23 protein-coding genes and 2 tRNA genes are annotated in these 23,824 nt (G+C 61.8%); 17 read left to right on the forward strand and 8 right to left on the reverse strand.

Annotated features, from left to right (window positions below; genetic code table 11):
- Positions 1 to 370: 370 nt before the first annotated feature.
- Genes GVL04_RS04660 through pknB form a run of 7 tightly spaced genes read left to right on the forward strand, consistent with a single transcriptional unit; the run spans position 371 to position 9,919 of the window.
- Positions 371 to 1,120 carry a DUF3662 and FHA domain-containing protein gene (locus GVL04_RS04660; RefSeq protein ID WP_159700274.1) on the forward strand — a complete coding sequence of 250 codons (750 nt, stop codon included), beginning with the start codon at positions 371 to 373 and terminating at the stop codon, positions 1,118 to 1,120.
- 5 nt (positions 1,121 to 1,125) lie between these two features.
- Positions 1,126 to 1,605 (forward strand): FHA domain-containing protein, encoded by a 480-nt coding sequence (locus GVL04_RS04665; protein ID WP_090822625.1) that lies wholly within the window; start codon positions 1,126 to 1,128, stop codon positions 1,603 to 1,605.
- A gap of 3 nt (positions 1,606 to 1,608) precedes the next feature.
- Positions 1,609 to 3,300 (forward strand): PP2C family serine/threonine-protein phosphatase, encoded by a 1,692-nt coding sequence (locus GVL04_RS04670; protein ID WP_159700277.1) that lies wholly within the window; start codon positions 1,609 to 1,611, stop codon positions 3,298 to 3,300.
- Positions 3,297 to 4,727, forward strand: a complete 1,431-nt coding sequence (locus tag GVL04_RS04675) for an FtsW/RodA/SpoVE family cell cycle protein (protein WP_159700280.1) — start codon at positions 3,297 to 3,299, stop codon at positions 4,725 to 4,727. Before GVL04_RS04670 ends, GVL04_RS04675 begins: the two co-directional genes overlap by 4 nt.
- Entirely contained in the window at positions 4,724 to 6,181 is a 1,458-nt protein-coding gene (locus tag GVL04_RS04680) for a penicillin-binding transpeptidase domain-containing protein (RefSeq protein WP_159700283.1), read from the forward strand. The genes GVL04_RS04675 and GVL04_RS04680 overlap by 4 nt, the downstream gene beginning before the upstream one ends.
- The gene (locus GVL04_RS04685; protein ID WP_159700286.1) at positions 6,178 to 8,013 is read left to right on the forward strand and encodes a protein kinase; all 1,836 of its coding nucleotides are present in this window, start codon (positions 6,178 to 6,180) and stop codon (positions 8,011 to 8,013) included. Before GVL04_RS04680 ends, GVL04_RS04685 begins: the two co-directional genes overlap by 4 nt.
- A gap of 10 nt (positions 8,014 to 8,023) precedes the next feature.
- On the forward strand, positions 8,024 to 9,919 hold the full coding sequence (pknB, locus tag GVL04_RS04690; RefSeq protein WP_159700289.1) for a Stk1 family PASTA domain-containing Ser/Thr kinase: 1,896 nt from the start codon (positions 8,024 to 8,026) through the stop codon (positions 9,917 to 9,919).
- 24 nt (positions 9,920 to 9,943) lie between these two features.
- On the opposite strand, the gene GVL04_RS04695 is transcribed toward pknB, so the two are convergent.
- Together GVL04_RS04695 and GVL04_RS04700 are read right to left on the reverse strand one after the other, a co-directional pair.
- Positions 9,944 to 10,585 carry an aminodeoxychorismate/anthranilate synthase component II gene (locus tag GVL04_RS04695; RefSeq protein WP_159700292.1) on the reverse strand — a complete coding sequence of 214 codons (642 nt, stop codon included), beginning with the start codon at positions 10,583 to 10,585 and terminating at the stop codon, positions 9,944 to 9,946.
- Positions 10,586 to 10,755: 170 nt separating this feature from the next.
- On the reverse strand, positions 10,756 to 11,583 hold the full coding sequence (locus GVL04_RS04700) for a class E sortase (RefSeq protein ID WP_159700641.1): 828 nt from the start codon (positions 11,581 to 11,583) through the stop codon (positions 10,756 to 10,758).
- A gap of 158 nt (positions 11,584 to 11,741) precedes the next feature.
- Between GVL04_RS04700 and GVL04_RS04705 the strand changes: the two genes are divergently transcribed.
- The 7 genes from GVL04_RS04705 (at position 11,742) to GVL04_RS04735 (ending at position 16,583) form a co-directional block, all read left to right on the forward strand.
- Positions 11,742 to 11,996, forward strand: coding sequence for a cell division protein CrgA (locus GVL04_RS04705; RefSeq protein ID WP_159700295.1), 255 nt, complete (start codon positions 11,742 to 11,744; stop codon positions 11,994 to 11,996).
- 44 nt (positions 11,997 to 12,040) lie between these two features.
- A complete protein-coding gene (locus GVL04_RS04710; protein WP_159700298.1) occupies positions 12,041 to 12,550 on the forward strand; it encodes a methylated-DNA--[protein]-cysteine S-methyltransferase in 510 nt (169 codons plus the stop codon).
- The gene (locus GVL04_RS04715) at positions 12,550 to 13,080 is read left to right on the forward strand and encodes an RNA polymerase sigma factor (RefSeq protein ID WP_159700301.1); all 531 of its coding nucleotides are present in this window, start codon (positions 12,550 to 12,552) and stop codon (positions 13,078 to 13,080) included. The genes GVL04_RS04710 and GVL04_RS04715 overlap by 1 nt, the downstream gene beginning before the upstream one ends.
- Complete coding sequence (locus tag GVL04_RS04720; RefSeq protein ID WP_159700304.1) at positions 13,077 to 13,706, forward strand: methylated-DNA--[protein]-cysteine S-methyltransferase; 630 nt, start codon at positions 13,077 to 13,079, stop codon at positions 13,704 to 13,706. Before GVL04_RS04715 ends, GVL04_RS04720 begins: the two co-directional genes overlap by 4 nt.
- Positions 13,703 to 14,419, forward strand: a complete 717-nt coding sequence (locus GVL04_RS04725) for an alpha-ketoglutarate-dependent dioxygenase AlkB (RefSeq protein WP_159700307.1) — start codon at positions 13,703 to 13,705, stop codon at positions 14,417 to 14,419. Before GVL04_RS04720 ends, GVL04_RS04725 begins: the two co-directional genes overlap by 4 nt.
- Positions 14,420 to 14,555: 136 nt before the next feature.
- Positions 14,556 to 15,155, forward strand: a complete 600-nt coding sequence (locus GVL04_RS04730; RefSeq protein WP_159700309.1) for a DNA-3-methyladenine glycosylase I — start codon at positions 14,556 to 14,558, stop codon at positions 15,153 to 15,155.
- Positions 15,156 to 15,965: 810 nt separating this feature from the next.
- Positions 15,966 to 16,583, forward strand: a complete 618-nt coding sequence (locus GVL04_RS04735) for a GyrI-like domain-containing protein (protein WP_159700312.1) — start codon at positions 15,966 to 15,968, stop codon at positions 16,581 to 16,583.
- Between the two features lie 46 nt (positions 16,584 to 16,629).
- Here GVL04_RS04735 and GVL04_RS04740 read toward each other — a convergent pair whose 3' ends face one another.
- Together GVL04_RS04740 and GVL04_RS04745 are read right to left on the reverse strand one after the other, a co-directional pair.
- The gene (locus GVL04_RS04740) at positions 16,630 to 17,484 is read right to left on the reverse strand and encodes a rhomboid family intramembrane serine protease (RefSeq protein WP_159700315.1); all 855 of its coding nucleotides are present in this window, start codon (positions 17,482 to 17,484) and stop codon (positions 16,630 to 16,632) included.
- Positions 17,485 to 17,505: 21 nt separating this feature from the next.
- The gene (locus GVL04_RS04745; RefSeq protein ID WP_159700318.1) at positions 17,506 to 18,048 is read right to left on the reverse strand and encodes a peptidylprolyl isomerase; all 543 of its coding nucleotides are present in this window, start codon (positions 18,046 to 18,048) and stop codon (positions 17,506 to 17,508) included.
- Between the two features lie 153 nt (positions 18,049 to 18,201).
- On the opposite strand from GVL04_RS04745, the gene GVL04_RS04750 reads away from it, so the two are divergent.
- Positions 18,202 to 19,146, forward strand: coding sequence for a hypothetical protein (locus GVL04_RS04750; RefSeq protein WP_159700321.1), 945 nt, complete (start codon positions 18,202 to 18,204; stop codon positions 19,144 to 19,146).
- A gap of 140 nt (positions 19,147 to 19,286) precedes the next feature.
- Positions 19,287 to 20,162, forward strand: a complete 876-nt coding sequence (locus tag GVL04_RS04755) for a glycosyltransferase family 2 protein (RefSeq protein ID WP_159700324.1) — start codon at positions 19,287 to 19,289, stop codon at positions 20,160 to 20,162.
- A 39-nt stretch (positions 20,163 to 20,201) separates the two neighbouring features.
- Here the strand turns inward: GVL04_RS04755 and GVL04_RS04760 are convergent, their stop codons facing one another.
- Positions 20,202 to 21,110 carry a DMT family transporter gene (locus GVL04_RS04760; RefSeq protein ID WP_159700327.1) on the reverse strand — a complete coding sequence of 303 codons (909 nt, stop codon included), beginning with the start codon at positions 21,108 to 21,110 and terminating at the stop codon, positions 20,202 to 20,204.
- Positions 21,111 to 21,228: 118 nt separating this feature from the next.
- Between GVL04_RS04760 and GVL04_RS04765 the strand changes: the two genes are divergently transcribed.
- A complete protein-coding gene (locus tag GVL04_RS04765; protein ID WP_159700330.1) occupies positions 21,229 to 23,223 on the forward strand; it encodes a beta-N-acetylglucosaminidase domain-containing protein in 1,995 nt (664 codons plus the stop codon).
- 156 nt (positions 23,224 to 23,379) lie between these two features.
- Here the strand turns inward: GVL04_RS04765 and GVL04_RS04770 are convergent.
- From GVL04_RS04770 to GVL04_RS04775, 3 genes are all read right to left on the reverse strand, one after another.
- A tRNA-Ala gene (locus GVL04_RS04770) sits at positions 23,380 to 23,455 on the reverse strand.
- A gap of 70 nt (positions 23,456 to 23,525) precedes the next feature.
- On the reverse strand, positions 23,526 to 23,645 hold the full coding sequence (locus tag GVL04_RS24625; RefSeq protein WP_235036161.1) for a DLW-39 family protein: 120 nt from the start codon (positions 23,643 to 23,645) through the stop codon (positions 23,526 to 23,528).
- A gap of 47 nt (positions 23,646 to 23,692) precedes the next feature.
- A tRNA-Ile gene (locus GVL04_RS04775) sits at positions 23,693 to 23,766 on the reverse strand.
- Between the last annotated feature and the right edge of the window lie 58 nt (positions 23,767 to 23,824).

A 23,824-nucleotide genomic window follows, 5' to 3' on the forward strand; every position in this document is an offset into this window, starting at 1 on the left:
GGACTTCTGCCGGTTTCCCAGCTTCGTTTCCTTCAAAAGCAGCGAGATCAAGCATAACGGACATTCCCGGCAAAACACCAATCGGGAGGACCGGGCACCATCCGACACGCGACGGAGTCCCCAAAAAGTCGCCCAACAACGGCCGAACTCCACGAAAATTTCATGCCCCGACTCCCGCGCCAGCAAGGGCCGGGAGCGAACTTTTCCGGGTCGCAAGGCGTTGTGGATTAAGGCCATTCCCAGTCAGTCCCAGTAGTATCGGGAAGTGGAAGGGCCGTCAGGCGCGTACTTCGCTGTGTGCGCAGACGGACCAAACGATGGACTATCGGACCAGGCGCAACGGGTGCCGCGGCAAGGAAAGGAGAAGGACATGGGTTTGCTGGACAAAGTCGAGCGCGGCATTGAAAAAGCCGTTCGCAACGTCTTCTCCACGGGGTCGCGGGCACGTGTAGAGCCGGTGGAGATTGCAAGCAAGCTGAGGCGCGAGTTGGACAACAAGTCCATCACCATCGCTGCCGGCCGCACGCTCGCTCCCAATGTTTTCGATGTCCTGCTTAGCGACGAGGATTTCGCCAGGGCCCAGGAATGGGGAACGCCCCTTGCCGAGGAACTGTGCGACGTCGTCATCCAGCACGTCCGCAGCCAGGGCTACACCCTTCAGGGCGCGGTCCGGATCTCGTTCCGTCGGAATGACGAAGAACGGGCAGGGCACTTTGAGATCACGTCCCGGACCGAGAAATCTTCCGACGACGCTGCCGCCGCTCCCCAAGCCCCGCGGGCTCATGTTCCGGCAGCCCCGGTACGGCAGCCCACCCGCCTCCAGCCCGTTCTGGACATCGGCGGCCAACGATATTCCCTCAACGCCCGTTCCGTAGTGCTGGGCCGCTCCTCGGAAGCCGACATCCTTGTGGATGACACCGGTGTCTCCCGGAAGCACCTTGAAGTACGCACGGAGAACGGCAGCACGTGGGCTGTTGACCTTGGCTCCACCAACGGAAGCTACGTCAACGGCCATAAAGTGAACGGCAGCGTGGAGCTCACAGACGGCTCAACCATCACGATGGGACGTACCAAGATCATTTTCCGCCTCCTCCCCCAAAACCAGGGTGGCAACGCGTGAACGACATCAGCGAACTGACCATCACAGCGCTTCGCTTCGGTTTCCTCCTGCTGCTGTGGGTCCTGATCTTCAGCATTGTCACCACCATGCGCCGTGATCTCCAGATCGGCCGCAAGGCCGTCACCGGAGCGCCCACGGCCCGCGAAGTGCGCAAGCATCCGGAACTGGCCGCGTCACCGCCGCCAGCCATCCAGCATGCGCGCACGCTGGTGGTCACAGAGGGCCCCCTCAAGGGCACCACGGTCCCCCTCGCTGCCAGCCCCATCCTGCTTGGCCGTGCCCAGGAAGCCACCCTTGTCCTGGAGGACGATTACGCTTCCGGCCGGCACGCCCGGCTGTTCCCGCAAGGCAGCCGTTGGTTCATCGAGGACCTCGGCTCCACCAACGGCACCTACTTGGCCGATCAACAGCTCACCCGCGCATTGCCGGTTGAGCTTGGCGTCCCCGTGAGAATCGGCAAGACGGTCATTGAATTGAGGCCATAGTCCATGGCCTCCCCCGAGACCCCCGAAGGCAAGGAGAAGCCCGCGGAGCGCCCACTCATCATGCGCTACGCGGCCCGCTCCGACGTCGGACGGATCCGCTCCAAGAATGACGACTCCGCATATGTGGGCCGCCATCTTGCAGTCGTGGCCGACGGCATGGGCGGTCACGCCGGCGGCGATGTCGCCTCAGCATCAACGGTGCTGGACATGATCCACCTGGACCATGACGACTATCCGGACGGCGCGGAGACAGTCCTTGCGGACGAGATCCAGACCGCCAACTCCCTTCTTTCCGAGCTTGTGCACCAGAACCCAAAGCTTTCCGGCATGGGTACCACGGTGACCGCCCTTCTCCTTGAAGACCGCAAGCTCCACTTCGCGCACATCGGCGACTCCCGTGCCTACCGGCTGCGTAACAAGAAGTTCGAGCAAATCAGCATCGACCACACGTTCGTGCAGCGGCTCATTGACGAGGGACGCCTCCGTCCCGAGGAAGCCGAAACGCATCCCCACAAGAACGTCCTGATGCGTGTCCTCGGAGACGTTGATGCCAGTCCCGAGCTGGATCTGGACATCCTGGACGTCGAACCCGGCGAACGCTGGCTGCTCTGCTCCGACGGCCTCAACTACGTTGCGGGACACGTCGTTGAGCGCATGGTGCGCGAGACCAAGGACCTGCGCGAATGTGCGGAAATACTGGTGGATCTCACGCTGGAAGCCGGCGCACCGGACAACGTCACCGTGGTGATGCTGGAGATTGCGGAAGAGACCGACGACGACGTCAACACGGCCGCCGTCGACGTCGTTCCGGCCGCAGCGCTTGCCGCGTTGGACGAACCTGAAGCAGTCACGGCATCCAAGTCGCCCGAGGGTCCTTCCGCGACCAAACCTGCTGAGGATGCTAAGTCCGGGTCCAAGGCAAAAGCCGCACTGGAGGCTGACGCGGGATCGTCGTTCAGCGCAGGTGACCCGACCAGTGACGCGGACGAATCCGTTGAGGCGTCCAAATCCCCGGACGAGTCCAAGGAACCGCCCACCACCACCGACCCGCACCTCGGCGAGCACCTCTCCGCAGAGGTTCTGCGCGAAGAATTGGCCAGCCGTCCCCACGAACTGGTTGGCGCAGCGGCCACGGCTGCCGAGACGGGATCCATACCAACTGTTGCCGGCAGGACAGTCGCCCGCAGGGCTGCCACTGTCCTCACTCACAAGGCCGAGCAGGACCGGCTGGATGTCGAGGAACCCGCCCGGCGCCGCATCCGCTGGTTGATGCCCGCCGTCGCAGCTGTTGTTGTGGTTGGCGTCGTGGTTGGACTGTGGCTTGGCTACGCCTGGACCCAGACTCGCTATTACGTGGGCGAATACGATCAGCGCGTTGCCATCTTCAACGGAATTTCGCAGCGGCTCGGCCCCATTCAGCTTTCCCGGCTTGAAGCCGTAACCGATATCAGGGTGGATTCATTGCCGGAATACGGCCAGCAGAGCGTACGCCAGACAGTTCCGGCGGGTGACCTCGACGATGCCCAGAGCATTGTGGAGAACCTGAAGAACACCGGCAGCGCTTCAGCCAACTGCCCCACAACTTCGGCGACATCGACGCCGACACCATCGCCAACCACCACCGTGCCCGTACCGAGTACCGCGGCAGTTGCCACGCCTTCCCCCGTCCCGACTCCCTGTGAGGCGGCCAAGTGATCCAGACTGATACTTCTCCCAAACCGCGCCGGAACGTTGAGCTTGTCCTCATCGTGCTGGCCCTTGCCGTCGGCGTCGGCGCGAGTGCCCTGGTGAGCATCAACTCCGATGTCGGGCTGGACAGGGACTTCTGGTTCCAGTCGAGCTTGCTCGCAGTTGCCGCCTTCGCCTTCCACATGGTCCTCAGGCTCCGTGCCAAATATGCCGATCCGGTAATACTTCCTATCGTCGTCGCGTTGAACGGCTTGGGTTTGGCGCTGATCCACAGAATGGACGGCCCCGGCGACGATACCGGCAACAACCAGCTCCGGTGGACGCTGATCGCCATGGCAGTTTCCATCGCCGTAATCTGGTTCCTCAAAGACCACCGGATCCTTCGCCGCTTCACCTACATTTCCTTGGCCGTCAGTGCGTTCCTGCTGCTCCTGCCCTTGATTCCTGGCATTTCGGCCGGCGAAATCCTCGGTGCCCGCGTGTGGATCCGAGTGGGACCCATGACGTTCCAACCCGGTGAAATCGCCAAAATCACGCTGGCAATATTCTTCGCCGGGTACCTTTCCTCCAACCGGGATCTCATCCTCCTGGCCGGGCGGAAGATCGGCCCCATGCAGTTCCCGCGGTTCAAGGACCTCGGGCCCATGATCACTGCCTGGCTGGTGAGCATCGGCGTCCTGGTCTTCCAGCGCGACCTCGGATCCTCCATCCTCTTCTTCGGCCTGTTCATCGTGATGATCTACGTTGCCACCAGCCGTATCTCCTGGGTTGTCATTGGCCTGCTGCTGATTCTTGGTGGCGGCTTCATCGCCTCGCAGATCTTCTCCCACGTAGCGTTCCGAATCGACAGCTGGATCAACGCGTTCACACCGGAGGTCTTCGGAAGGTCACCCGGTGGCAGCGGACAGATCGTCGAGGGCTTGTTCGGAATGGCCGACGGCGGGCTGGTAGGCACCGGCTTGGGCCAGGGCCGGCCGGACCTGGTTCCCTTCGCCAACAGCGACATGATCGTGGCCCTCATCGGCGAGGAGCTCGGCCTGATCGGCCTCTTTGCCGTCGTGATGCTCTACTTGCTTCTGTTTACCCGCGGCTTCCGCGCTGCCTTGGGAACCCGCGACGCCTTCGGCAAGCTGCTGGCTTGCGGCTTGTCCTTTGCGATTGCCCTGCAGTGCTTCGTGGTCATCGGCGGCGTCACCCGGCTCATACCGCTGACGGGCCTGACTACACCGTTCCTGGCGGCCGGCGGCTCGTCGCTCCTGGCCAACTGGATAATCGTCGGCCTGCTGCTCATGATCTCCAACACGGCCCGCGGGCCCGTGGACACAACACCCATGGTCGGCAAACCTCCGGCCAGCAGCAGCACGCCCGGTACTCGAAAACCGGCCACAGGACAGACACCAAGCGCACCAACAGAGGCGGTGAAGCAACAATGAACCAGGCTATTCGCAGCTCCTGGATGGCCGCAGTGGCCCTGTTTGCGTTGATCTTCGGCGCCATCAGCTACGTCCAGGTCATTGGCGCTGACGACCTCAACGACAACCCCTGGAACCAACGGGCCGTCCTGGCGTCGTTCTGCAACGAGCGCGGCTCAATCATCGTGGGCGGTAAACCAGTCGCGGAGTCCGTCCCCGGAACCGAGTCCTGCGCCTTCCAGCGCAAGTACAACCAACCCGAGCTGTACGCGGGCGTCACCGGCTATTTCTCCAAGTTCTTTGGGTCGACAGGTTTGGAACAGTCCATGGGAGAGACCCTTGCGGGCAACTCCGACCAGCTCTTCCTGGATCGAATGAGCCAGATGTTCCTGGGCAATGAGCCCAAGGGTGCTTCGGTGGAACTGACCCTGGATCCGGAAATCCAGAAGTTGGCGTTCGACCTCATCCCGGATGGCCAGCGTGGCTCCATCGTGGTCACGAATCCCAGGACCGGCGCTATTCTGGCAATGGTCTCCAAGCCCTCCTACGATCCCAATCTGATCGCCACCCATGACCGTGCCGCCGCAGATGCCAACTACAACGAACTGAACCAGGTTCCGGGCATCAACCTGAACCAGAACGTCAGCGGCCCAACAGGCAACCTGCTGTCGCCTGGCTCGGTCTTCAAGCTCATCGACACCGCTGCCGCACTGAATTCAGGCAAGTACAACAAGGACAGTGAGTTGCCGAATCCCAGCAGCCTGCCGTTGCCCGGATCCAGTGCCAGCCTGCCAAACTACGCCGGCGGCAATTGCAACGTCCGTGAAACGGCAACCTTCGTCTTTGCCCTGGAGCAGTCGTGCAACACTCCGTTCGCCAGCATTGCACTGGACCTTGGACAGGATGCCATCCGTGATCAGGCACAGAAGTTCGGCTTCGGCGAGACCTTCGGCGATCAGCTCAAGCTCCAGCAGGCAAAAAGCATCTTCCCCGAGGACCTGGACCAGGCCCAGTTGGCCCAGTCTTCCGTAGGTCAGCGGGACGTCAAGGCCACTCCGCTGCAGATCAACATGATGACGGCGGCCATTGCCAACGGCGGTGTGCAGATGAAGCCGAATTTGGTGGAGACCGTCCGTGCTCCTGACCTCCGCGTCATCAGCGAGCTCAGGCCCGAAGCCCTCCGCACCAGCACCACCCAGCCCATCGCAGCGCAAATCACCGAGTGGATGACCAGCGCCGTGGACAACGGCATTGCCAAGGGCGCAGCCGTTTCCGGCGTCAAGGTGGCAGGCAAGACCGGTACAGCGGAACTCGGCGATTCAGGTTTGAACAACTCATGGTTTACCGGGTTCGCCCCGGCAAACGACCCGCAAGTAGCCGTCACCATCGTCATGGAAGGTGTGGATGTGCTCAGCGGTGCCCAGCTAACCAGTCCGAACGCAAAGAAGATTTTTGAGGCGGTGTTGAATAAGTGAGGCCTACTTCGGGAATCACACTCGGCGGCAGGTTCCAGCTGACCAGTCGCATTGCGATTGGCGGCATGGGCGAGGTCTGGAAGGCCAAGGACCAGATCCTCGGCCGGATCGTTGCCATCAAGGTGCTCAAGGAGGAATACACGGGGGACCCCGGCTTCCTCCAGAGGTTCCGTGCCGAGGCACGGCACACCGCCCTCCTCAACCACGTGGGCATCGCCAACGTCTTCGATTACGGCGAGGAAGCCGGCTCGGCATACTTGGTCATGGAGCTCGTTCCGGGACACCCATTGAGCGGAATCCTTGAGCGCGAGCAGGTGCTGTCCCCGGACATGACGCTTTCGATCATCGCGCAGACTGCCCGGGCCCTTGCCGTGGCACACGCACAGGGCCTGGTCCACCGCGACATCAAGCCGGGCAACCTGCTGATCACGCCGGACAACCGCGTCAAGGTCACCGACTTCGGCATCGCCCGTTTGGCGGACCAGGTTCCGCTGACACAGACAGGCCAGGTCATGGGCACCGCCCAGTACTTGGCTCCTGAGCAGGCGACCGGCCAGACGGCCACTGGTTCCTCGGACATCTACTCGCTGGGTGTCATCGGCTACGAGTGCCTCACCGGCCACCGTCCCTTCTCCGGTGAATCGCAGATTGCCATCGCCCTGGCGCAGGTCAATGACGCACCGCCGCCCTTGCCGGAAACCCTTCCCACACCCGTGCGTGCCCTCTTGATGTCCATGCTGGCCAAGGACCCCAAGAACCGTCCTGCCAACGCCATCAAGCTGGCCGAAGCCGCCGATGCCATTCGCAACGGAGACATCGCCACGGCCCACGCCGCCGTACCCGGCATGTTGCTGTTCGAATCCACTACCGGCCCCATCACGGCACCGGTGGACACCGCAACGGCACCCACCGGCGTCGTCACCTCGCCTTACGGAAAAGAGCAGTCGTCGACGGCGACCTCCGCACTTCCGGTGCTGGGTGCCGGTGCAGCCGGGGCTGCTGTTGGAGCGGCTGCAGCCGCGTCCGACAACCCCTTGTCGCGCGCGAATGCCCTGGAAGCAGAGCGCCAGCTGAACGACGAAGAGGAAGTTGCCTACAGCGACGACGAGAACTTTGACGATCGCGAGCCGGAACGCAAGAAGCGCAGCCCCTGGACTTGGCCGATGGTTGCCTTGATCCTGTTGGTGCTGTTCGCACTGGTTGGTTTCCTGATCACCCAGTCCGGCTTCTTCTCGCCGAGCCCCAGCCCGAGCCAGTCCACCACTGCCAGCACCAGCCGCTCGGCAAGCCCGACATCCACCTCGGCCACGCCAACGCCATCGCAGACTTCTGAGGCGCCGTCCCCGACGCCGACGCAGTCAACGCCGCAGAAGATCAACGTGATCCCCGAGCAGTACCTGGGTCAGCAGTTCGAGGCCGTGAGTGCTGAACTCCGCGCTTTGGGTCTTGGTGTTGACGGCCAGGAAGTCTTCAACTCAGCGGTTCCCGGAACAGTGGTGAACCTTAACCCCACTGGACCTGTTGATCCGGGACAAACCATCACGGTTCAGTACTCCAAGGGACCTGAAGCCGTCGCCGTACCCACTATCGGTGTCGGAGCCAATGAAGCACAGGTTCGTGCGGCCATTGAAGGCGCCGGACTGCGGTGGGTAGCCGGGGATCCCGTGAACGGAGCCGTAGGCCAGCAGGCCGGCACGTTCGTGAGGTCTTCGCCTGCCGCTGGAGCCGAGGTTCCCGCAGGTTCTACAGTGACCTACTTCCTTTCCAGGGCCGTTGTACCCACCAACCCCGGTTCCTCGAGCGCCAGCCCCAGCGGCAGCCCGAGTAACTAACTGATCCGCCATGTCTACGCCACGCCACGGTCCCGCGCATCGAGAGGAGAGCACACCTGTGTCTTCACAGCGCATCCTCAACGCCCGCTACGAGCTCGGTGAGCTGATCGGTCGTGGCGGCATGGCGGACGTATACCGCGGAACGGATACTTTGCTGGGGCGGACCATCGCTGTCAAGGTCCTGCGTGCGGACCTTGCCCGCGATCCCCAGTTCCAGGCCCGGTTCAAACGTGAGGCCCAAGCCGTTGCGGCGTTGAACCATCCGTCCATCGTGGCGATCTTCGATACCGGCGAATACTCCGTACCCGGGGGTCCCGGTGAGGATGTCCGCGTGCCGTACATCGTCATGGAATACGTCGCCGGCCGTACCCTGCGGGACATGATCAAGGCGAACGAACTGGGTGTGGAGAATTCCATCGGCTTCACCCTGGGTGTCCTTGCCGCACTGGAGTACAGTCACCGGGCAGGTATTGTCCACCGCGATATCAAGCCGGCCAACGTCATGGTTTGCGCCGACACCGGGGACGTTAAAGTCATGGACTTTGGCATCGCACGTGCCATGGCCGATTCCGCTGCCACCATGACCCAAACACAGGCCGTCGTAGGCACAGCACAGTACCTTTCACCGGAGCAGGCCCGCGGCGAAACCGTGGATGCGCGCAGCGATCTCTACTCGGCCGGTTGCCTCCTTTATGAACTGCTGACCAGCCGGCCGCCCTTTGTGGGAGACAGCCCGGTCTCGGTGGCCTACCAGCACGTCCGCGAAATTCCGGACATGCCCAGCGCCCACAACCCCGATGTTTCCGAAGCCCTCGATTCTGTCCTTGCCAAAGCCCTGCAGAAGAGCCGGACAGACCGTTTCCAGGACGCTGCGTCCTTCCGACGCGCACTGCGCGCGGCAAGCAACGGGATTCCTGTCCCCGCAATGCCCGCCAGCGAGGCACCCACCGATCCGAACGACCTCGTGGACCAGGATGACCCGGCCACCCAGCTCCTGAGCTCTACGGCCGTGGGATTCCTGGCCGCCGATCAGTTCCGGGACGACGCTGACCAGCCCCAGGAAGAACCCCTTCCCTTGGGCCTCCCACCGGAACGCGAGCGGACCGCAGGCCAGAACAAACGCCGTCGTACGTGGATAGCAACCTTGGTGATCTTCACGCTGATCGTGCTGGCCGGTGGCGGGTTCTGGCTCTACAGCCTCATGAACCTGCAGCCACCGCCCCCCGCAAAGATCGCCGTGCCAGTGGTGGCCAACATGTCCGAATCCCAGGCCATCCAGGAACTGTATTCGGCCAAGCTGGTGCCCAAATCCGTGCGCGAGGCCAGCGATACTGTGGCCAAGGACATGACCATCGGCACCTCTCCGACCGCTGGCTCCATGCTGGATCAAGACGCCGAGGTGGTCCTGAAAATCTCCAGCGGGCCCAACTCGGTGACCATTCCTGCCGACATCGTAGGCCGGACGGAAGCGGACGCGAGGGACGCCTTACGCAGGCTGGGCATCACCGGCGACATCGTGACCGTCCGGACCCACAGCGCTACCGTTCCCATCGGCCTTGTGATCAACACTGGACCGGTCCCGGGCGGCGCAATCGCCATCAGCACCAAAGTTGAGCTGCAGGTCTCCTCGGGCAAGGTTCTCATGCCCCAGCTGATCGGGCTGCCCCTTGCGGAGGCCGAGGCCTCACTGAAGACCAACGGCTTGCCCATGGTGGTTGTGGAGCAGGAAAACTCGGAGGTCGCCGCAGGCACCGTGACGGCCCAGAGCGAGACGTTCAACACCGAAGTGGATCAGGGCAAGTCGGTCACCATCACGGTGGCAAAAGCCCCCGCGGTTCCTACGCCCACTCCCACGCCCACGGAGACGGACAAACCGACTCCGAAGCCGACGGCCACCAAGAAGTAACTTCCGGGCTGCCGGCCCCCGCACCTACTGCTTGATCAGCGGGCTCAGCTTGGATGCGCGTTCGGCCGCTCCGGTCATGCCCAGGGACTCCAACCAGTTGCCGAGCATCTGGTAGCCGCCCTCAGTGAGGACGGATTCCGGGTGGAACTGGACCCCGCAGAGAGGTGCGGTCTTGTGCTGCAGGCCCATCACCACGCCGTTGGTGGTCTCGGCGGTGATCTCCAGGACGTCCGGGATGGACTCACGAACCGCTGCGAGTGAGTGGTAGCGGGTGGCAGTGACAGGCGAAGGGAGGCCGGCGAAGACGCTCTTGCCTTCGTGCCGGACAGGGGACGTCTTGCCGTGCATGAGTTCGGGCGCATGGGTGACCACGCCGCCGTACGCCTCAGCGAGGGCCTGGTGCCCCAGGCAGACGCCGAACATGGGTTTGCTGTTGTCGCCGCACCACTTGATGAGCTCAATGCACACGCCGGCTTCAGCAGGGGTTCCAGGGCCGGGCGAAACGAGGACCCCGTCGCGGGTCGCTGCGAGCTCGGTAGCCTCGGCAAGAGTCACGTCGTCGTTGCGGACCACGGTTGTTTCGGCGCCGAGTTCCTGGAGGTATCCCACCAAGGTGTAAACGAAGCTGTCGTAGTTATCTACTACAAGAATTTTTGTTGTGCTCATGGCTGCTGCACTAAACCAATCGTTGAGTCAGTCAAAGTGGTGAATTGGGAGAACCAAGGAAAGAGGAACTGGACCATCAGTACCAGTGCCACCGCTACCAGCACCAAACACGTCAGGATACGAACCCACACAGGTCCCGGCAGGTTCCGGAAAATCCACGAGTACATCCGCTACCCCTTTCCTTGTGCCTTGGCTACTTGGGCGGCGATTTCCGACGGCGGTCCGGCTGAGGCTGGTTGCCAGCTTTCCATCACGGAGTAGGCAATGATCCGTTCCTGGGACCCGAACCGAGGGTTGCAACTTGTCATGGTCAGAATGCTTTCCTTCGGGACGATGCCCGGTTGTGTGGGCACTGGCATGAGCACGTCGGTGCGGTTGGGAAGCACTATTTGGTTGTTACGGAAGACGTAGGTGTAATAGCCGTCCGCTGTCTGAACATAGATTTTGTCCCCGGGAACCAGCGTGTGGATGCTGTCCAGGACCGCTCCGTGCGTCTGCCTGTGGCCCGCAACGGCAAAGTTACCGGTGGCTCCGGGCATGCTGGTGCTCCCGTAGTGGCCAAGACCCAGAGTGTCCAGTACATCCGCGCCGGTGCCCTCGATGATGGGCCGTGTGTAGTCTGCACCGAAGCGGGGGATGTACATGATCCCGATCGTTTCCCCGTTTGCAGGGGCCGTTCCAACCACCGGAGGTCCATAGTCCGTTTGGTTTCCCGGCGCTGCCGGGGTGACCGGCCCGGTGAGATCCTGTGCAAAGCTCTGGACTGCCTCAGTCTGCTTGGCGTTGGCTTCAACGTTGGTCCACCACAGTTCCCAGCCCACAAAGAGCAATAGGACAATCCCTGCGGTAATGAGGAGTTCGCCCAGGATCTGGCTGATCTTGCGGATGACGTCGGAGGCGCGAAGGCGCCTGCGCGGTTCCTGCTCCTGCCCTGGGCGGCCGGACGGCACGGCGGAAGCCGCTGTCGTCTGCTGGTGCGCCACAGGGTCTCCTCGAATCGGGCGCGGGCGCGGGCGGGCGGACCCCGAGTTGCGGCTAGACTTGACAGCTAGAACCAACCCGGAACGCCGCGTGGCCGTTAACCGCTGGAAATTTCCTTCCTGCAGGATACCAAGGCTGGCCGGAACCGGTATTAACCTACAGCCAAGGAGGCTCCGTGCCCGAGTCCAAGCCCCGCAAGCGGCCTGCCCGCCAGGCCCAGCAGACTTCCGCCGCGCAACAGTACAAGCCCAACCCGGTTTGGTACAAGGCTGTCATGTTCGGCCTGATGATCCTCGGCCTGATCTGGATCATCACGTTCTACATCACCGAAGGCCAGTTCCCGGTCCGCGACTGGGCCTCTTGGAACATCGTTGCAGGCTTTGGCATCGCGATTGTCGGCTTCCTGATGACCACCCGCTGGCGCTCCTAGGAACCCACACCTCACATTTCCGTGCCCGTGAACGTCTACAGGATATGAGCATCCGGCACACCACCATGGATTCCCCGTTGGGGCAGTTGACGCTGACTGCCAACGGGGAATTTTTGACGGGCATCTTCTATGAAGGCCACTGGCACATGCCTCCACCCGACTACTTCGGGGTCCCTGCAGGGATCGAGGATCCGGTATTCGCACTGACCAGGGTCGAGCTCGATCAGTATCTGGGCGGACACCGCACCGTTTTCGATGTTCCTTTTGAAGCACGTGGAAATACCTTCCAGGAGAAGGTCTGGTCGCGTCTGCAAGATATTCCATTTGGAGAGACCGTCAGTTACGGCGAATTGGCCGCCGAACTGGGCGATCCGCATCTTGCCCAGGCCGTTGGGTCGGCCGTGGGGCGCAACCCCATCAGCATCATCATCCCGTGCCACCGCGTGGTGGGACGCAAGGGTCAACTGACCGGATACGCCGGCGGGCTTCGGAACAAGCGGTTCCTCTTGGAGCTGGAAGAACCAGCGGCTGTGAGAGAGGGCAAACTTTTCTGATGAAGGCCAGGCAGTCGATCACCAAAAAGCCGTTCGAAGCTGTGGTCCAGGAACATGGCGCCACCGTGCTTCGAGTGTGCCGTGCAGTCCTCGGCGTGCACGATGCCGACGACGCCTGGTCCGATACCTTCCTCGCGGCCCTTCAGTCCTACCCCGACCTCCCTCCGGAGGCCAACGTGCAAGCTTGGCTGGTCACCATCGCACACCGTAAATGCATCGACCATGTGCGTGCCGGAGGTCGTCGTGCCCTCCCCGTGGACTCGCCGCCCGAGCAACCCTCCCGGCTGGGCATTCCCGGTGAGGGGCATGCCGAACTCGTGGACGCCGTAGCGCACCTTCCACCGAAACAAAGACAGGCCGTTGCGTACCACTACTTTGCGGGGCTTCCCTATGTGGACGTGGCTGCGATTCTGGGAGGAACCCCCGAGGCCGCCCGACGAGCCGGATCAGACGGCGTCAAGGCCCTCCGCAGTGCTCTGGTTGAGCTTCCAGCTCTGACACATTCATCTTCGAAAGGAGAGATCCGTTGACCATCGAACACAGCCTGGACCACAGGGACGTTACGTCGCTCCTGGAACCCCTCGATGCTGGACTTGAACTAGCCCTCGCCAGCCTTCGCGCACGTCTGGCCAGCGACGCGCAACTGACCCACACTTTGGACGTTGCATATCGTGTGGTGGACTCACCGGTGGGGAGTCTCCTTCTGGCCGCCACGGACCGTGGAATAGTCCGCGTCGCCTTTGAAGTGGAAGACCACGCCGACGTACTGCAGTTTCTTGCCAACACCATCAGCCCCCGCATCCTCCAGGCACCTGCGCGTTTGGATGATGCTGCGCGACAACTTGACGAGTATTTCAACGGCACCCGGACGGAATTCGATCTCATCCTGGATTTCCGGTTGTCCCGCGGCTTCCGGCTGAATGTCCTGCAGCATTTGCCCCGCATCGCCTATGGCCACACCGAGAGTTATGCGGAGGTCGCCTTGGCTGCCGGCAGTCCCAACGCGGTCCGCGCCGTCGGAAGCGCCTGCGCCACCAACCCACTGCCCGTCATCGTCCCATGCCACCGAGTAGTGAAGTCGGACGGCAGCTTTGGCGGCTACCTCGGCGGAGCGGATGCAAAACGAGCGCTGCTGACCCTGGAGGCAGCTGCTTGAGCGATGACGCACTGTTTCCGCTGCTGTTGGTTCAGCCGGAAAAACACGACGCCGGTCCTCGCCTGATTGCTCCCGGCGCGGTTCACGTGCCCGGCTGGCTGAGCCTGGAGCAGCAACGGTGGATAGTGGAACGGTTTAGCGAGTGGACACACGGACCCGTGCCGCTCCGCGCAGCGACACTTCCCGGTGGGCACAAGATGTCGGTTCGCACGGTGTGCCTCGGCTGGCACTGGCAGCCTTACAAGTACACCCGGGAAGCCACAGACGTCAACGATCGGCCTGTGCTCGATTTCCCTGACTGGATGGTCCGTCTGGGACGCAAGGCCGTTGCGGCAGCCTTTCCGTCCGGAGTCGAATCAGAGGGCGGCTTGGCCCTCTCCGCCAATGACTACACGCCCGACGCCGCCTTGGTGAACTTCTACGACGACGGCGCGGCCATGGGTATGCACCAGGACAAGGATGAGCGCTCCAGCGCCCCAGTAGTGTCCCTCAGCATCGGCGAGACGTGCGTTTTCCGTTTCGGTAACACCAAGACCCGAACCAAGCCGTACACAGATGTTGAACTCCGCTCCGGAGATCTTTTCGTTTTCGGTGGGCCGTCCCGGTTCGCCTATCACGGCATACCCAAGGTCCTCCCGGGAACGGCTCCGGAGGAAAGCGGACTGTCTCACGGACGGATCAACATCACCATGCGGGTCACCGGATTGTCTTGAGTCGGTATGTCCGAGGCCCTAAGCGTCGGAACACCCAGCACCAGAGACATTGAATGTCAGAGGCACCCGGCAGAATATCCCCGGAAGCCAAACAACTGGCCGGAGCCCCTGGAGATCCGGCCGCGGAGGAGCATGAATGACCCCGGACAACGGCACCATCATCGGTGACGACGGCCTTGCCCGTCCCCTGTGGGCTGCTTCGGACCCGCTCATGCAGGCCTACTACGATCACGAATGGGGCATGCCTGTCCGCGATGAGCAGGGCATGTACGAACGCATCAGCCTTGAGGCGTTCCAAGCGGGTCTTTCGTGGGCCACCATCCTCCGGAAACGGGAGGCTTTCAGGAAAGCGTTCCTGGACTTCCACCCGGAAAGCGTTGCCGCCTTCACCGATGACGACGTTGAACGGCTCATGCTCGATGCCGGGATCGTCCGCAACCGCCTCAAAATCCGCGCCGCTATCACCAACGCCAAAGCCACCATCGCCCTGCGCGAAGAAGGTGGCCTGGTTGAGTTCGTATGGTCCTTCCAGCCCTCAACCACGCCGGCGCCCCACACCTTCGCCGACATCCCCACAACGTCCCCTGAGTCAATTGCCTTGTCCAAGGCACTCAGGAAGAAGGGTTTCGCTTTCGTTGGGCCTACCACCATGTATGCCTTGATGGAAGCAATTGGAATCATTGACACCCACCTGATGGACAGCCATCGCCGCGGGTCGTCGGGAGTATGGTCCTGAGCGAAGGTCCCACCCGGGCTGATGCTTTGACACGGTAGTCCCCACCCCTTGTCCACAGAAGTGGGCAACTTTATCCACAGGCGTGGATAAACTCTGTGGACATCCATGCATATCGGCTCAGAATCGGTGCACTCGCAAGGATTTTGACATGCGATGCGTGCAAAGACAGTTATACCCACTGTGTACTGAGCTGTGGATAGTGCTCCAAGCTTCACTCAAAGTTCAACATCACGGGATTGCCGCTTTTGCCTTGAGTCAGTCCGGAGCCACATCGGGGCGACACTTTGTCTGCCGTTGATCCAACGCACCCGGATCAGGCGGGCACCACTGGGATCCTGCGCCCAGGAAGTTACCCACTTAATAACAACCACCTACCCACAAGTTATCCACAGGTGGGGAAAACTTGTGGGTTTCTCAGGGGAAAATCCCCGCCATGCCGGTCCTCCAAGGTCTCTGTATGCAGTGAACTACACGTGTGTAAGTTATTAACAGTGTTGATAAGCCTGTTGATAGAACGTGCTGCGGGGCGTCATTAACAGGGTTGTCCACAAGTGTTGGTATTCGGCCTGATTTGTCCACATAAACGGGTCGAACGGGGACAAAGTTATCCACAGGTGTGGAGAAATTCATGCCATTCGGGGGATATCTGCCGATCTGACAGCCTCCATGAGGGCCTGTGGGGATAACTACACGCTTGTAAGTTACACACAGTGTGGATAAGGGCTGTGGATAACCCCTCGGATAGCCCCTCCTGCAGAGGACGCAGCCGGGTTGATCGATGCGGTCCTACCGTGCGCGTACCGTGGTCCCATGAAGAGCGATTTCAAGAAAGAGATCCGAACCTACAGTGCCAAACACGGTGAATTCTCCGTGGTGACCGTCCCCACCATGCAGTTCCTCATGATCGACGGCCACGGAAATCCAGGCACCGCCCAAGCCTATAAAGACGCCCTGACCACGCTGTATCCAGTGGCTTACAAGCTGAAGTTCTTCAGCAAGAACGAACTCGGCAAGGACTACGGTGTGATGCCCTTGGAGGGCCTCTGGTGGGCTGATGACATGGAGTCCTTCACCAGCGCCCGGGACAAATCACAGTGGGACTGGACCTTGATGAACATGGTCCCGGACTGGATCACCCCTGAGCATTTTGAAGCAGCACTCGAGGCAGTTGCCAGGAAAGGGGAGGCCCCCGCACTGGAGGCACTTCGCCTGGAGCCGCTTGAAGAGGGGTTGAGCGTGCAGACACTCCATATAGGCCCCTACGACGCTGAGGGACCAGTACTGGAGGAGATGCACAGCAGATTCATTCCCGGGAACTCCCTGGCGATGACCGGGAAGCATCATGAAATCTACCTCGGCGACGTGCGCCGCACGGCACCGGAGAAGCTAAAGACCATCCTCCGACAGCCGGTTAAGCCTGCGGTCTGAACAAGATCCTGCGGTGGTCTAAAGAAGGCGGAGCGAGGGAAGCACGCTATCCAGCAGTGACGCGGAACCAGGTGACGACAGCCAACAGGCCGGCTACGAGGATGAGCCCCCCGGCCTGCAGCAGGGCTTGGTTCTTGCCGCGCGGGGCATAGGCGATGGCGGCAGCCGCGAGGCCGCCGGTGATCAAACCTCCCAGGTGGGCCTGCCAGGCGATGCTGGGAACAAAGAACCCGATCGCGCCATTGATGGCGATCAGGACCCAAAGTTGCTTGGTTTCGCCGCCGCGGTGACGTTGGACCACCAGCATGGCGCCGAAGAGACCGAAGATGGCACCGGAGGCACCCACCACGCCAACATTTGAAGCCATCGGAGTCATGAGGAGGAAGCCCACCGAGCCGCCGACGGCAGAGATCAAGTAGAGGGCAAGGAATCGGATGCGCCCGAGCAACGGCTCAAGGGCTTGTCCGAAAATCCACAGCGTGTACATGTTCAGGACGATGTGCAGCAGGAACCCTTGTGAATGCAGGAAGGCTGCCGTAAGCATGCGCCACGGCTCATCGGCCGCAGCTTTGTTCGCGAAGGCGAAGTTCTGAAAGATGAAGTCCCCGGGCACAATCCACTGAAGGATGTAAACCAGCACGCACAGCCCGATGATCGTAAACGTCACCAAAGGCCGGCCCACTGCCAGGGCGCCGCCGTAAGGCGACCGGTATGTCGGCGTCGTACGTTTTTGTTCGTTGACGCAGTCAACGCATTGGAACCCGACGGCGGCCGCCCGCTGGCACTCGGGGCACGCAGGGCGCCCGCAGCGCTGGCACCGCACATAGGAGGGCCTGTCCGGGTGCCTTGGGCACACCGGAATATCAGCGGACGGCTCTGCCGACGGAATTCCGTAACTCATGAGCTCAGGTTCAGAGTGTGACTAGAGCTGTTCGATGTCGATGCTGTTGATGACTACGTCCTCAACGGGGCGGTCGCCCATTCCGGTGCGGACGGCCTCGATCGAGTCCACAACCTTGCGGGATTCCTCGTCAGTGACTTCACCGAAGATGCTGTGCTTGCCGAACAGCCAGTCGGTGTTCACGGTGGTGATGAAGAACTGTGACCCGTTGGTGCCCTTGCCCATCTGGATACCGGCGTTGGCCATGGCCAGCTTGTAGGGAGCGTTGAATGTCAGTTCCGGGTGGATTTCGTCGTCGAACTGGAAGCCCGGTCCGCCAACGCCGCGACCCAGGGGATCGCCACCCTGAATCATGAAGTCCTTGATGATCCGGTGGAAAATGGTGCCGTCATACAGCGGCGTCCCGGTCTTGTCTTCGCCCGTTTCAGGGTGGTTCCAGGACTTTTCGCCCGTGGCCAAGCCAATGAAGTTGGCGACCGTCTTGGGCGCGTGGTTGCCGAAGAGGTCAACCTTGATGTCGCCGAGGGTCGTGTGGATCGTTGCTTTTGCGGTTGCGATGGTCATGGCCCCATTCTTTCATGCAGGGTCAACGCCGGTGCTGTTGTAAAGCCGGTTCCGCGCTCGGTGAAATCCGGGACGAATCCGGCAGATGAATAGCCGGTGTTCCCCAAGCGACGTAGGCTAGCAACAAACGAGCATGTGTATCGGGAGGTAGTTGTGAAGAAATCAGACCGTATTGCCCGCGACCTCGAACAATCCGTTGTGACCAGCGTGGATAACGCCCGCGACTGGGCTGCACCCCGCGTGGAAGCAGCCGTCAACTGGGCTGTTCCGCGTATCCAGCACGGCATTGACACCGCTTCCCCCAAGATCCAAGAGGGGCTGAAGTCCGCTGCGCACAACCTCGCCGACGGCGTTGCAGTTGTTACGCCGCGGATTCAGGATGGACTGGCGCACCTCGCGCCGAAGATCCATGACGCTGTGGAGGACGCAACACCCAGGATCCAGGAGACGCTCAACAAGGCAACTCCAGCGCTTGGCCACGCCCGGGACAAAGTAGTGGACGAATACCTGCCCAAGCTGTCCGAGCAGTTGGGCCAGGCTTCGGTGGCAGTTCACCACGCACTGGAGAACGCACCGGCACAGGTGGACGCAGTCGCGCAGAAGTTGGTTGATTCCGGCGTCGTGCACAGTGTCCAGGAGCAGGCACAGGCCACCGGCAAGCAGATCAAGGCAGTGGCAGAGGATGCGACCAAGGCCGTTTCCTCCAAGCTGGGCAAGGAGCCGAAACCCAAGAAGCGCGGCTGGCTCATCGTCACCGTCATCGCAGCTGCCGCTGCCGCAGGCGTTGCCGCATGGAAGGCTTCCAAGCCGGTTGAGGATCCGTGGAAGACGCCTTCCCCGGTGACACCGACTCCGGCTCCGGTTCCGGCAACGTCAGCAGCTCCGGCCGCAGCCGTGCCCGAACCCGGCACTTCGGACCTCACTCCGGAGGAAGCAGCAGCTGAGGCCGGGCAGGCAACCAAGGACGCCTTCAAGAACGTTGAAGATTCCACAGCCAAGGTGGCAATCGACGCCAAGACTGCCGTCAAGAACATCGCCGCCAGCCTGCACAAGGACACCGAAGGCACGGACTCCGATGCCAAAGGTACACAGAACTAACACCTGACGAACGCCCCCAACAGGGCAGCACGTCAGGCAGTTGAAGGGATCCCGGCCTCGGCCGGGATCCCTTCAGTGTTTGCCGGCTTGTAACCAAAGCCTCCGTCGGACGCGCTCACGCGGGTGTTAGATTTGGAGTGATGTCAGCCGATAGACCCTCTGCGGGTGCCCTTCAGGATGGTCCGGTGCTCCCGGGCGTTTCCATTGTCATCCCGGCGTATAACGAGGAAAGCGTCATTCGCCAGTGCCTCATCGCGGCCATCTACCAGTCCGTGCCTGCCGATGAGATCATCGTGGTCGACAATCTATCCACGGACCGCACGGCCAAAATTGTGCGCCAGATGCAGCAGGAATACCCGGAAAGCCCCATCATCCTCCTGCGGCAGGAAGCCGCGCAGGGCCTGATTCCCACCCGTAATCACGGGCTGAACAACGCCACCGGTGACGTCGTAGGACGCATTGACGCCGACTCCGTCCTGGAACCCGACTGGGTGGAACAGGTCCAAAAGGCGTTCATGGATCCCTCGGTCGCCGCCGCCACAGGTCCAGTGGTCTACTACGACATGCCCATGCGCCGCTTCGGACTCAAGGCCGACGACAAGATGCGCCAACTCATGTTGCGACTGGCCAAGCACCAGTACCACTTCCTTTTCGGTTCCAACATGGCCCTGCGCCGTACCGCATGGGAGACCATCCGCGACGAAACGTGCCTGGACCCCAAGGACGAAATGCACGAGGACATCGATCTTTCGCTGCACCTCTTCGAACATGACCTCAAGGTGCAGTACCTTCCCCAGATGGTGTCCGGCATGTCTGCCCGCCGACTCGAGGACTCACCCCGCGATTACCGCTACTATGTCCAGCGTTTCGACCGGACGTACAAGGCCCACAACGTCAAGAAGATGGCATTGAAGGCGCCTATGGTGGTGTTCTTCTCTGTGTACTTCCCGGCCAAGTTGCTGCGGGCAATCCATACCGCCAACACCGCCCAGGGTGCCCGTCGCGGTGGTATTTAGGCGCCCTGCGCCTCAGGGAAAGCGCACGACGCCGGAACCTCAGTCAGTGCCAAGCTCGGCTTCTTGCCGGTCTGCTTCAGCCCGTCCACGCCGCTGCCCGGCAACGACAACGGCCAGGCCAACAAGAATCAGCGCCAAGCCCGCATAGGTGCCCGCCGGCAAGGTCTCATTCAGGAAAATGGCCGCCAGAATTGCTGCACCCGGGATTTCCAGCAGGATGATCATGGACACCAACAAGGGGCTCATCGTGGCAAGCAAATGGTTGAAGGCAGTGTGCCCCACCAGCTGGGCGCAAACGGTGATGGCGATAATGCCAAGCCAGCCTCCGGCGTCGAACCCTGTCAGTGGCTGCGCGCTGAACAAGGCGAGCACCGCCACGATCGCCGCGCACATGCCGTAGCACAGCGTCGTGTAGGTCCCGGTTCCCATGGACTGGCGGGCTTTCCCTCCCGCGAGGGTATAAAGGCCGGCCAGCGCACCACCGGCAAGTGCCAGCAGGTCGCCGAGCAGGGCCTCCGGGGACGAACCCATGTCGAAGCCCGTGATGGCAACCACGCCGCCAAAAGCGATCCCGAGGCCCAACAACACCGGCCAGCGATGCCGGGTACCCCGGAACATCTGGAACACCGCGATCCACGCCGATTGCAGGCACACCAAGGCCGTAGCCGCCGCAACGGACGTCAGCTGAAGCGCGGTGATGAAGCAGGCGAAATGGAACGCGAGTGCAACAGCGGCCACAGCGGACCAGCCAAACTCACGCCGGGTGATCCTGCCGAATGCTTTTGGCTCGCGGATGGCAACGGGAGCCGCCATCACAACCGCGCCGATCGCATTCCGCCAAAAGGCGATAGCCAACGCCGTAACGGAGGTGGCTCCAAGGGTGCCTGCGATGAGAGGTCCGGAAGAGGCAACACCCAGTACACCAAGGGCAGCAATGAGAAGGGTCACGGATCAACCCTAGTGGGGCGGGGGAGCGCAACAGCCCCTATCTGATGGTCCAACAGTGTGGTTGTCTTGACTCAGCATTCCAGTGAGCCGGTCACGGCGTACCCAAGGGGTTATCTGATTGAACACGGCACCCGTCGGCACCGGCGCCAAGCGCCGGCGCTCTGCTCTGCTGCTGGTCGCGGCCGGTGTTCTTGCGGCCGCCCTCGTTGTTACCGGGTGGTTCGCCGTTTCACGTGACCGCCCAGACGAGCCCGAAGGAAAGCGGGCCGGCGTTCCAAGTATCTTCCCCGCGCCGCAGCACGCCAAGGCCGGAACGGGCGAGCCCGTCCCTTTGAACGGCCACGTGTACGTGGTTGCCCCCGCTGGAACGGATCAAGCCTCCACTGCCGCTGTGCAGGACGTTGTGGCAGGCGCCGGGGGCAGTTCGGAGGTGGTGACAGCGCTTGCCAACCCACGCGAAGGCTCATCTGCCATCTATTTGGGCGTTGACTCAGCCGTAGCTCCGGTTCTCAACGAATTGCAGCTGGACGGCGACTCCACCCTCCGGGACGCTCTTGGACACGCCGAAGGCTATGTGGTTGCCACAGGACAGCCTGGCGGGATTCCGACGGCGGTGCTCGCCGGACGGGACAACGACGGCATCTTCCACGCCGTGCAGACCCTACGACAGTTGCTCAAGGACGGTTCCGTGGCTCCGGTCCTGGTGGGTGACTGGCCGCTGATGGAAACCCGCGGTGTCATCGAGGGCTTCTACGGCACCCCGTGGTCACATCAGGCCCGCTTGGATGTCATCGAATTCGCCGGCAGGCAGAAGATGAACACCTACATCTATTCGCCGAAGGACGATCCTCTATTGAGGGAACGGTGGCGGGACCTTTACACGAATCAGGAGCTTGAGGAACTGCGTGAGCTCATCGACACAGCAGCGGCCAACCACATCCGTTTCAGCTACGCACTCTCGCCGGGAATCGACGTTTGCTACTCGCGTGAGTCTGACCTTGAGGACGCAGTGGCCAAGCTTGAATCCCTGTACTCGCTGGGCGTCCGTTCCTTCGTGATTCCCCTCGATGACATCGCCACCAGGGTCCAATGCGCCGACGATCTCCGGGAGTTTGGTTCGGGTCAAGCCAACCTGGCAAAGGCACAGGCATCCTTCCTCAACGATGTGAATGCCAGGTTCATCTCTGCCAAGGACGGCGTCCTTCCACTGGAAACGGTCCCCACCTTCTACAACGGTTCCGCGAGCACTCCCTATAAGCGGGAACTAGGCCGTGCTTTGAATCCCGGAATCGTGGTTCAGTGGACGGGTGAAGATGTGGTTTCGCACCGGATCACCCGTAAATCAGCGGAAACTGCCGCCGAGACCTACGGGAGCCCCGGCAACTCCCGGAGGATCGTCATCTGGGACAACTATCCTGTCAACGACTTTTCCCAAGACCATCTCTTCCTGGCTCCCGTCATCGGGAGGGATGCCGACCTCCATCAGTCGATCCAGGGCATTGTCACCAACCCCATGATTCAGCCCTATCTCTCTTTGCCGGCCATCTTCAATTACGCAGATCTCTCCTGGAACGGTCCAGCGTACGACCCCGCCAAATCCATGAACGCGGCCCTGTCCCTGCTCTCCGGGCCCGACCCCGAAGTCCAAGCCGCAGTGCGGGCTTTCGTGGACCTGAACCAGGACTGGCAGGACGACGACCTCACACCATCAGCGCCCGAGCTGCGACGCGACATTGACCAGTTCTGGGCGGATTACGACGCCGGCAAGTCACCATCGGAGGGGTTGAGGAGTCGCGCTGAGCTGCTTCAGCGGCTTCCCGAACTCCTGCCACGCATGGCGATGCCCGGTTTCGCCCAGGACGGCGCCACGTGGGCCGCCGCGGCTGCTGAGTACGGACGAGGCATGGAGGAGGCCCTGAATATGCTGGAGGCAGCCAGGCGTGGCGATGCCCAGGCCGTTGCAGCCGCCCGCACCAACGTGCAGGGCGCTCTCAAGACGGCCGGGGCAAAGACGCAGCCCACGTTGGAACTTGGCGTTGTGACGCCCGTTCTGGGCAATGGTGAACTGACCCTGTTCCTCGAGCGGGCGCTGCAGGCTGTACCGCCCCAGTAGGAACCGCTGTTCGGGGGAGGCGACCCCAGACGAGAGGCCCAGACAAATATGGGTGTCCTCGGCCATTCTGACCAGCCGAAGTGGCGCCCTACTGTGAGCCGAAATCAGGGCGTTAAATGCAAAAGTCCCGGTCATTTCTGACCGGGACTTTTCTTATGGTGGAGGCACGGGGACTCGAACCCCGAACCCCCTGCTTGCAAAGCAGGTGCGCTACCAATTGCGCCATGCCCCCATAAGAAGCAACCCGTCAATCATACCCCATGTCCGGGCTGGCAATTACCAGTTCGAACCGGGCTCTTTGGCTAGTCGACCTTGTCGGTTGACTTGCTCCAGACATCCTTCCGGGCTTCGGATTCCTGGGCCTTTTTATAGACCAGGACACCTGCGATTGCCGCTGCCACTACTACCAGCAACTTCTTCACAAGTACCTCATTCCGGTTCAGTTTTACCTGAACCTCTTTCGGTTCCGTGGGCGTACCAGGACTTGAACCTGGGACCTCTTCGTTATCAGCGAAGCGCTCTAACCGCCTGAGCTATACGCCCCGATGCCTCATCGGGCCGAGATATGACTGTACAGCACATCCCGGCCCGATCTCAAATC

Origin of the sequence: Arthrobacter sp. 18067, from assembly GCF_902706295.1 — a bacterium.
Classification (GTDB): Bacteria; Actinomycetota; Actinomycetes; order Actinomycetales; family Micrococcaceae; genus Arthrobacter.

What these genes read in the sequence shown, in the direction of transcription:
- GVL04_RS04740 (WP_159700315.1), bottom strand. Translation starts at nt 17,484, where the DNA reads ATGAGTTACGGAATTCCGTCGGCAGAGCCGTCCGCTGATATTCCGGTG.
- GVL04_RS04680 (WP_159700283.1), top strand. Translation starts at nt 4,724, where the DNA reads ATGAACCAGGCTATTCGCAGCTCCTGGATGGCCGCAGTGGCCCTGTTT.
- pknB (WP_159700289.1), top strand. Translation starts at nt 8,024, where the DNA reads ATGTCTACGCCACGCCACGGTCCCGCGCATCGAGAGGAGAGCACACCT.
- GVL04_RS04755 (WP_159700324.1), top strand. Translation starts at nt 19,287, where the DNA reads ATGTCAGCCGATAGACCCTCTGCGGGTGCCCTTCAGGATGGTCCGGTG.
- GVL04_RS04745 (WP_159700318.1), bottom strand. Translation starts at nt 18,048, where the DNA reads ATGACCATCGCAACCGCAAAAGCAACGATCCACACGACCCTCGGCGAC.
- GVL04_RS04735 (WP_159700312.1), top strand. Translation starts at nt 15,966, where the DNA reads ATGAAGAGCGATTTCAAGAAAGAGATCCGAACCTACAGTGCCAAACAC.
- GVL04_RS04670 (WP_159700277.1), top strand. Translation starts at nt 1,609, where the DNA reads ATGGCCTCCCCCGAGACCCCCGAAGGCAAGGAGAAGCCCGCGGAGCGC.
- GVL04_RS04715 (WP_159700301.1), top strand. Translation starts at nt 12,550, where the DNA reads ATGAAGGCCAGGCAGTCGATCACCAAAAAGCCGTTCGAAGCTGTGGTC.
- GVL04_RS04710 (WP_159700298.1), top strand. Translation starts at nt 12,041, where the DNA reads ATGAGCATCCGGCACACCACCATGGATTCCCCGTTGGGGCAGTTGACG.
- GVL04_RS04730 (WP_159700309.1), top strand. Translation starts at nt 14,556, where the DNA reads ATGACCCCGGACAACGGCACCATCATCGGTGACGACGGCCTTGCCCGT.
- GVL04_RS04695 (WP_159700292.1), bottom strand. Translation starts at nt 10,585, where the DNA reads ATGAGCACAACAAAAATTCTTGTAGTAGATAACTACGACAGCTTCGTT.
- GVL04_RS04660 (WP_159700274.1), top strand. Translation starts at nt 371, where the DNA reads ATGGGTTTGCTGGACAAAGTCGAGCGCGGCATTGAAAAAGCCGTTCGC.